Here is a 7,703-nt window from a genome sequence, read left to right on the forward strand (position 1 = left end):
GCCGTGCCCAACCTCACCCCGCTCGGACTGCGCACCCGGCTGATCGCGGCGTTCCTGCTGGTCGCCACCATCTGCGCGGTCAGCACGGCCGCGCTCACCTACCGGCAGGCACGCAGGGCGGTCCTGACCCAGAGCCAGGACACGGCGGTCAGCACCCTGCGCGACCAGCTGGAGGGCCAGGGCATGAGCCTGCCCATGGACCGCCCCCAGCTCCAGCGCCTCGTCAACGACCTCGGCAAGCGCGGCAAACCGCACTCCTGGGTGGTCTACGGGGAGTACGGCACCCTGCGGGTCTCCTCCAACGGGACCCCCACCACCTCCGCCGTCCTCACCGGCGCCCTGCGCGACCAGGTCGCAGCCAACCCGCACGGTGCCTTCCAGCGCGTGCGGGACGGCCGCGGCGAGCCCTACCTCACCATCGGCATGCCCGCCGTCTTCACACGCGGCGGCGACCGCGAGCCGACCGGGGTCACCGTCTACGCCGTCATGCCCCTGACCAGCGAACAGCAGACCGTCGACGCCATGGTCGAGGCCGCCAAACAGGGCGCCGTCCCCGGCCTCGCCATCGCGCTCGTTCCCGCCCTGCTGGCCGCGCGCAGCGTCCTGCGCCCCGTACGGGACATGCGGCGCGCCGCGCAGAACCTGGGCCGGGGCCGCCTCGACACCCGGATCGAGGTCCGGGGGGCGGACGAACTCGCGGGCCTCGCCCGCACCTTCAACGAGACCGCCGCGGCCCTCGAGGAGTCCGTGGCCGAACTGCGCGGGGCCGAAGCCCGGGCCCGCCGGTTCGCCGCCGACGTCTCCCACGAACTGCGCACCCCGCTCGCCGGGATGCTCGCCGTCACCGAGGTGCTCGACGAGGACGCCGCCGGCCTCGGCCCCGACACCGCCAAGGCCCTGCGGCTGATCAGCACCGAGACCGGGAAGCTCGCCGTCCTCGTCGAGGACCTGATGGAGATCTCCCGTTTCGACGCCCGCGCCGCCGGACTCAACCCCGACGAGGTCGACATCGCCGAGGCCGTGGGCAAGACCCTGGAGCGCCGCCGCTGGGACGACGAGCGGATCACCACCGACCTGCCCGACGGGATCCGCGCCCGGCTGGACCCGCGCCGCTTCGACGTGGTGCTGGCCAACCTCGTCGGCAACGCGCTGCGGCACGGCGACGCACCCGTGCGGATCACCGTGCGCACCGAGGAGCACCCGGGCGGGGAGCGCCTGCTGCTGGAGGTCGCCGACAGCGGCCCGGGCATCGCCGAGGAGGCGCTGCCGCACGTCTTCGAGCGCTTCTTCAAAGCCGACGCCGCCCGCGCCCGCTCCGCCGGCAGCGGCCTCGGACTCGCCATCGCCCTGGAGAACGTCCGGCTGCACGGCGGCACCCTGACCGCGGCGAACGCACCCGGCGGCGGAGCGGTGTTCACCCTCGACATGCCCCTGGAGGCCACCGGATGAGCCGGAAGCGGACCCTCGCGGCGGCCGCCGCCCTGCTCGGCCCGCCGCTGCTGCTCACCGCCTGCGGGATCAAGCCCACCGGGGTCGTCGAGAGCGGCGCGGCCGCCAAGGTCGCCGTCGCCGCGCCCGCCCGCACCTCCCTGGCGTACTTCGTCACCCCCGAGGGGCGGCTGGTGCCCTCGCCGCAGCCCGAGCACACCGCCAACGGCCCCCGCGGCAGCCTCACGGGACTGCTCAGCGGCCCCGGCGCCGCGGAAGCCGAGGCCGGGCTGGGCACCCGGCTGCCGCCGGTCGAGGAACGCCGGCTGGAGGAGATCACGGCCGGCTACCCGGCGCGGGACCTGCTGGAGGTGCGGCTGCCCCTCCCCGTGGCGGACCTGGACCCGCTGGCCCGCCGCCAGCTGGTGTGCAGCGCCCTGTCCACCCTCGCCCCGGGCACGCGGGTGGAGCTCCACGGCACCGACACCGCACTGGAGGCGGCCGGCTGCGACGCCGGGGCCGGGGCCGGGGCCGGGACGGCGGGGGCGGCGGGGGCGGCCGGGACGGCGGGGGCCGCGGGGACCTGACGGCCCCTTGCGGGCGGCCCCGCCGTGCCGCCACCGTGTGGGCCATGGAACGCGCCGCCGCCCGGGCCCCCGGCATCCCCGACGTCTTCGACCCCCGCCTCTACGCCGAGGGCGTCCCGCACGAGCGGTACCGGCTGCTGCGCGAGCGGCACCCGGTGGCCTGGCAGGAGGAGCCCGAGGTCCAGGGCTGGCCCGCCGGGCCCGGGTTCTGGGCCGTCACCCGGCACGCCGACGTCGTCCGCGTGCTGCGCGACCACGCCACGTACTCCTCCTGGACCGGCGCCACCCAGATCCGCGACCCCGACCCGGCGGACCTGCCGTTCCTGCGCAGCACCATGCTCAACCAGGACCCTCCCCGGCACGGCCGGCTGCGCCGCCTCGTCGCCCGCGCCTTCACCCCCGCCCGGGTCGACGCCTTCGCGGGCCGGGTCCGCGAGCGCGCCCGCACCCTCCTCGCCGCCGCCCGCGCCGGGGCCGAGGACGGCGCCGCGGACGTGGTGCGGGCCGTCACCGACGAGTACGCCCTGCTCAACCTCACCGACCTGCTGGGCGTCCCGCCCGCCGACCGGGGCCTGCTGCTGGAGTGGACCGTACGGATCATCGGCTACCAGGACCCCGAGGACGCCCCCGCGCCGCTCCTCGGCCCGGACGGCACACCCCTGAACCCGCGCTCCCCGGCCCTGCTCGGCGAGATGTTCGCGTACGCCCGGGAACTGGCCGCCCACAAGCGCGCCCACCCCGGCGACGACGTGATGACCGTCCTCGCGCAGGCCGGACTGGAGCCCGCCGAGCTGGAGATGTTCTTCTTCCTGCTGACCGTCGCCGGCAACGACACCGTACGCAGCGCCGCGCCGGGCGGCTTGCTCGCCCTCGCCCGCCACCCCGACGCCTACCGGCGCCTCGCCGACGGCACCGCCCCGGTGGACCGGGCCACCGAGGAGCTGCTGCGCGTCCACCCGCCGGTGCTCAGCTTCCGCCGCACCGCCGCCCGCGACACCGCACTCGCCGGCACCCAGGTCCGGGCCGGCGACAAGGTCGTCGTCTTCCACGCCGCCGCCAACCACGACGAGCGCGTCTTCACCGACCCGCACCGCCTCGACCCCGACCGCTCCCCGAACCCGCACGTCTCCTTCGGCGAGGGCCCCCACGTGTGCCTCGGCGCCCACTTCGCCCGCCTCCAGCTGCGCACCCTCTACGAGGAGTGGCGCGCCGCCATGCCCGCTCCCGAACTCGCGGGAGAGCCCCGCCGGCTGGTCTCCAACTTCATCAACGGCATCACGCGGCTGCCGCTGCGGGTGTCCGGGCCGCGGCGGTGACGTCGGCCACCAGCTCCGTCACGTCCGGCCCGTAGGCATCGGAGTTGACCACCTTCAGCACGAGGCAGAAGGAGCCGCCGCGGTAGGTACGGGCCAGCTCCTCATGGTGCCTGGCCAGGTAACGGGCCGCTGCCTGGTTGCTGTTGGCGGTCTGCCCCGACAGCAGGAACACCGGCCGCGCGCCCTCCCCGGCCGTCAGCCGCGCCAGCAGGACGTACTCCACCAGGCCCGGCTCCCAGCGGTACGCCTCCCCGCCGACGCTGATCGCCCCCCGGCCGGGGCCGGGCTCGGTGGAGAGGTCGACCCGCACGCCCGGCAGCATGGAGTGCAGGTGGGCCACCGTGCGGGAGTTCGAGGCCGGACCGCCGACGCAGAACTCCGCCCGCTCACCGAAACCCTGGCGGGCCTCGTGCGTGACGATCCGTACCGTCGCCCCGCAGTCCCGTATCAGGGCGGATATCTCCAGCAGTGCGAAGGCGTCGCTGCGGTGCAGCGAGGACTCCGTACCGCCCACCTGCCGGTTCGCCACGAACAGGCAGTCCGAGCCGGTCGGCAGCCCGAAGAAGGCCTGCTTGCGGCGGAGCGCGCGGCGCCACAGGTACGTCCGCGTGAACCAGCCGAAACCACCGCTGACCGCAGTGGCGACCACCCCGAGCACGATGTTGCGGACGTCATCGTTCATGCGGCGGATGGTAGCCGCCGCACCGCCTTCCTGACGCGGGGGGTGCGGCGAAGCTAGGCTGCCGCTCCCAGGCCTGACAGGCAGTCGACTGGAGGAACCGGATGCGCGCCTTCGCAGCACGTCACTTAGCGTTCGCCGCCCTCGCCGGGGCGCTCGTCTCCACCGGGGCCGCGGCTCCGCCCCAGCAGAGCCCCGCCCCGCCCAAGGTGCCGGTCGCCGCCGGATACGGCGGGGCCGTCGCCAGTGCGGACGCCGACGCCTCCGCGGCCGGCATCGCGGTCCTGCGCGCCGGCGGCAACGCCGTCGACGCCGCGGTCGCCACCGCCGCCGCGCTCGGGGTCACCGAGCCGTACTCCGCCGGGATCGGCGGGGGCGGCTACTTCGTCTACTACGACGCCCGGTCCCGCCGGGTGCACACCATCGACGGCCGTGAGACCGCGCCCGCCTCGGCCACCGCGGCACTCTTCCAGGAGAACGGCGCGCCCATCCCCTTCGCCGAAGGCCAGACCAGCGGCCGCGCGGTCGGCGTCCCCGGCACCCCCGCCACCTGGAAGAGCGCCCTCGACGCCTGGGGCAGCCGCCCGCTCGCCCAGCTTCTGCGCCCGGCGGAGAAACTGGCCCGGGACGGTTTCACGGTCGACGCCACCTTCCGCGCCCAGACCGAGGCCAACCAGGACCGGTTCAAGGACTTCCCCGCCACCCGCGAGCTGTTCCTGCCCGGCGGGCAGCCCCCCGTCGTCGGCTCGACCTTCAAGAACCCGGACCTCGCCGCCACCTACGCCGAACTCGCCCGCAAGGGCACCGGCGCGCTCTACCGGGGACCGATCGCCGAGGACATCGTCAACACCGTCCGCAAGCCCCCCGTCGACCCGTCCGCCACCCGCAACGTCCGCCCCGGCGACCTGACCACGGCCGACCTCCGCGCGTACGAGACCAAGCGGCAGGCCCCGACCCGGGTGGGCTACCGGGGCCTGGACGTCTACGGCATGGCGCCGTCCTCCTCCGGCGGCACCACCGTCGGCGAGGCGCTGAACATCCTCGAGCGCACCGACCTGTCGAAGCTGTCCCCGGCGCAGTACCTGCACCACTACATCGAGGCCTCCCGGATCGCCTTCGCCGACCGGGGCCGCTGGGTCGGCGACCCGGCCGCCGTCCCCGTCCCCACGCGCGAGCTCCTCTCGCAGCGGTACGCCGACACCCGCGCCTGCCTCATCAGGCCCGACCGGGCCCTGACCAGCCCGCTGGCCCCCGGCGACCCCCGCGATCCCGTCCCCTGCGCCACCACGGGCGGGCCGGCCCCCACCACCTACGAGGGGGAGAACACCACCCACCTGACGGTCGCCGACCGCTGGGGCAACGTCGTCGCCTACACCCTGACCATCGAGTCCACCGGCGGCAGCGCCCTCACCGTCCCCGGGCGCGGCTTCCTGCTCAACAACGAGCTGACCGACTTCTCCTTCGCCCCGGCGGCCCCCGGCGTCCCGGACCCGAACCTGCCCGGTCCGGGCAAGCGCCCGCGCTCCTCGATCTCCCCGACCATCGTCCTGGAGCACGGCCGGCCGGTCCTGGCGGTCGGGTCGCCGGGCGGCGCCACCATCATCACCACCGTCCTGCAGACCCTGACCGGCCACCTGGACCGCGGCCTGCCCCTGGTGGACGCCATCGCGGCGCCGCGCGCCAGCCAGCGCAACCAGACCACCACGGAACTGGAGCCGGCCCTGTGGAACAGCCCGCTGCGCACCGAACTGGAGGGCCTGGGCCACGCCTTCCGGCAGAACCCCGAGATCGGCGCCGCGACCGGCGTCCAGCGCCTGCCCGACGGCCGCTGGCTGGCGGCGGCCGAGACCACCCGCCGGGGCGGCGGCTCGGCGATGGTGGTGCACCCGCACGGCAAGCCGTAGCGGCCGGACGGTCTACAGGGCCGTCAGGATCCTGGGGCCGCCGGCGGTGACCGCGACGGTGTGCTCGGCATGGGCGGCGCGGGAGCCGTCGGTGGTGCGCAGGGTCCAGCCGTCGGGGTCGCAGGTGTAGTCGTCCGTACCGCCGGCGACGAGCATCGGCTCGATCGCGATGACCATGCCGGGGCGCAGCCTCATGCCGCGCCCCGGCGGGCCCTCGTTGGGGACGCCGGGGTCCTCGTGCATGCCGCGGCCCACGCCGTGGCCGCCGAAGCCCTCGGGGATGCCGTACCCGGCGGAGCGGCAGACGGTCCCGATCGCGTGGGCGATGTCGCCGATGCGGTTGCCGGGCACGGCGGCGGCGATGCCGGCCGCCAGGGCCCGCTCGGCCGTTCCGATGAGCAGCAGGTCGGCGGGGCGGGGGCGGCCGACGGTGAAGCTGACGGCGGCGTCCCCGACCCAGCCGCGCAGCTTCGCCCCGCAGTCGATGCTGACCAGGTCCCCGTCGCGCAGGCGGTAGCCGTCGGGGACACCGTGCACGATCGCGTCGTTGACCGAGGCGCACACCACCGCGGGGAAGGGCACCGGCGCGAAGTGCGGCCGGTAGCCGAGGAAGGGGGAGGTGGCCCCGGCCTCGCGCAGCACCCCGCGGGCCACCGCGTCCAGCTCCAGCAGGGACACCCCGACCCGGGCGGCTCCGCGTACGGCGGCCAGGGCGTGCGCGACCACCCGGCCGGCGGCGCGCATCTCGTCGATCGCTCGATCGGTCTTCAGTTGAACCATGCCAATAACTATACCGGTATAACTTTACCGGGATAGTTATTGGGGGTGCGGGGTAGGATGGCGGCATGGTCCGAACCCCTCTGACACCCGAAGAGCGCGAGCGCGGCGAGCGCCTGGGCGCGCTGCTGCGCGAGGCGCGCGCCGGCCGCAGCATGGTCGAGGTCGCCGCCGGAGCCGGGCTCTCCTCCGAGACCCTCCGCAAGATCGAGACGGGCCGCGCGCCCACGCCCGCCTTCTTCACGGTCGCCGCCCTCGCCGGAGTGCTCGGGCTCTCCCTGGACGAGGTCGTACGCCGCTGCGCGCTCGTGCCCGCCTGACGGCCGCCCGGCGTACGGAAGGAGCCCGCCGAGGGGTCTCCGGAGGCCGAACGGCGCAAGGAGCGGTGGGAGCGGCGGCGTCCGGGGCAGGCGTCAGGGCGTGTCAGCCACGAACGCAGCGAAGCGACTCGGTCTCGCACTCCTCGGCGGCCTCCTCGCCGCCGGTCTGCTGGCCGCCGCCTGCTCCGCCCCGAAGGGCCGGGCCGGCGCCCTGGCCCCGGGCGCCGGTTTCCTCACGGGTTCGCCGTCCAGGTTTGAGATGTCCGTAGCCCGCTCGTAACACCGGTGCGGTGCAATGCGTGCATGGAGACGCCGACTGCGCGGGTGATCGGGGAACTCACGGACTACCTCCGGGGGTTGACCCAGCGACTGGATCCCGGTACCGGCTGGTACGGGGAGTTCCTGCGGCGGGACCCGGAGGGGATGCGCGCCTGCCTGGACGGGGTCGCGGTGCCGCCCTGGGACGTACTGGAATCGCTGCTCGCCGACCTGCCGGAGGAGCCGGGCGGTGCGGCGGGCGAGGCCCAGTACGCGGCCGGGCTGCGGGCGGCCGCCGTCGCCGCGTGGGACGCGATGCCGGGCGGGGCGCGCGAGCTGCGCGCCCTGCTGGTGGCGACGGCCGGGCCGTGCGCCGGGGCCCTGGCCGAGCGGGCGGCCGAGGCGCGGGAGGTGTACGAGGAGCAGCTCGCGCG

At 75.6% G+C, this 7,703-nt stretch carries 8 protein-coding genes and 1 pseudogene; 7 read left to right on the forward strand and 2 right to left on the reverse strand.

Annotated elements, in window-relative coordinates; all coding sequences use genetic code 11:
- Window positions 1-3: 3 nt before the first annotated feature.
- Genes AB0D45_RS30735 through AB0D45_RS30745 form a run of 3 tightly spaced genes read left to right on the forward strand, consistent with a single transcriptional unit; the run spans window position 4 to window position 3,331 of the window.
- The gene (locus tag AB0D45_RS30735; RefSeq protein WP_362465095.1) at window positions 4-1,449 is read left to right on the forward strand and encodes a HAMP domain-containing sensor histidine kinase; all 1,446 of its coding nucleotides are present in this window, start codon (window positions 4-6) and stop codon (window positions 1,447-1,449) included.
- Window positions 1,446-2,015, forward strand: coding sequence for a hypothetical protein (locus AB0D45_RS30740; RefSeq protein ID WP_362465098.1), 570 nt, complete (start codon window positions 1,446-1,448; stop codon window positions 2,013-2,015). Before AB0D45_RS30735 ends, AB0D45_RS30740 begins: the two co-directional genes overlap by 4 nt.
- Before the next feature lie 44 nt (window positions 2,016-2,059).
- Complete coding sequence (locus AB0D45_RS30745) at window positions 2,060-3,331, forward strand: cytochrome P450 (RefSeq protein WP_362465101.1); 1,272 nt, start codon at window positions 2,060-2,062, stop codon at window positions 3,329-3,331.
- Here the strand turns inward: AB0D45_RS30745 and AB0D45_RS30750 are convergent.
- Window positions 3,291-4,013, reverse strand: coding sequence for a hypothetical protein (locus tag AB0D45_RS30750; protein ID WP_362465103.1), 723 nt, complete (start codon window positions 4,011-4,013; stop codon window positions 3,291-3,293). The two genes, AB0D45_RS30745 and AB0D45_RS30750, sit on opposite strands and share 41 nt — an antisense overlap.
- A gap of 101 nt (window positions 4,014-4,114) precedes the next feature.
- Between AB0D45_RS30750 and ggt the strand changes: the two genes are divergently transcribed.
- Entirely contained in the window at window positions 4,115-5,914 is a 1,800-nt protein-coding gene (ggt, locus tag AB0D45_RS30755; RefSeq protein WP_362465106.1) for a gamma-glutamyltransferase, read from the forward strand.
- Between the two features lie 12 nt (window positions 5,915-5,926).
- On the opposite strand, the gene map is transcribed toward ggt, so the two are convergent.
- Window positions 5,927-6,694, reverse strand: a complete 768-nt coding sequence (gene map / locus AB0D45_RS30760; protein ID WP_362465109.1) for a type I methionyl aminopeptidase — start codon at window positions 6,692-6,694, stop codon at window positions 5,927-5,929.
- A 65-nt stretch (window positions 6,695-6,759) separates the two neighbouring features.
- On the opposite strand from map, the gene AB0D45_RS30765 reads away from it, so the two are divergent.
- The 3 genes and pseudogenes from AB0D45_RS30765 to AB0D45_RS30775 form a co-directional block, all read left to right on the forward strand.
- A complete protein-coding gene (locus AB0D45_RS30765) occupies window positions 6,760-7,011 on the forward strand; it encodes a helix-turn-helix transcriptional regulator (protein WP_362465112.1) in 252 nt (83 codons plus the stop codon).
- A gap of 100 nt (window positions 7,012-7,111) precedes the next feature.
- A complete protein-coding gene (locus AB0D45_RS30770; RefSeq protein WP_362465115.1) occupies window positions 7,112-7,291 on the forward strand; it encodes a hypothetical protein in 180 nt (59 codons plus the stop codon).
- A 23-nt stretch (window positions 7,292-7,314) separates the two neighbouring features.
- Window positions 7,315-7,703 (forward strand): annotated as a pseudogene (locus AB0D45_RS30775) (hypothetical protein); the annotation flags it as partial.

It is taken from the genome of Streptomyces sp. NPDC048352, assembly GCF_040651895.1.
GTDB lineage: Bacteria > Actinomycetota > Actinomycetes > Streptomycetales > Streptomycetaceae > Streptomyces.

Bases quoted from the DNA above. Each gene is read 5' to 3' on its own strand.
- AB0D45_RS30750 (WP_362465103.1), bottom strand. From the start codon at position 4,013: ATGAACGATGACGTCCGCAACATCGTGCTCGGGGTGGTCGCCACTGCG.
- AB0D45_RS30745 (WP_362465101.1), top strand. From the start codon at position 2,060: ATGGAACGCGCCGCCGCCCGGGCCCCCGGCATCCCCGACGTCTTCGAC.
- AB0D45_RS30765 (WP_362465112.1), top strand. From the start codon at position 6,760: ATGGTCCGAACCCCTCTGACACCCGAAGAGCGCGAGCGCGGCGAGCGC.
- map (WP_362465109.1), bottom strand. From the start codon at position 6,694: ATGGTTCAACTGAAGACCGATCGAGCGATCGACGAGATGCGCGCCGCC.
- AB0D45_RS30740 (WP_362465098.1), top strand. From the start codon at position 1,446: ATGAGCCGGAAGCGGACCCTCGCGGCGGCCGCCGCCCTGCTCGGCCCG.
- ggt (WP_362465106.1), top strand. From the start codon at position 4,115: ATGCGCGCCTTCGCAGCACGTCACTTAGCGTTCGCCGCCCTCGCCGGG.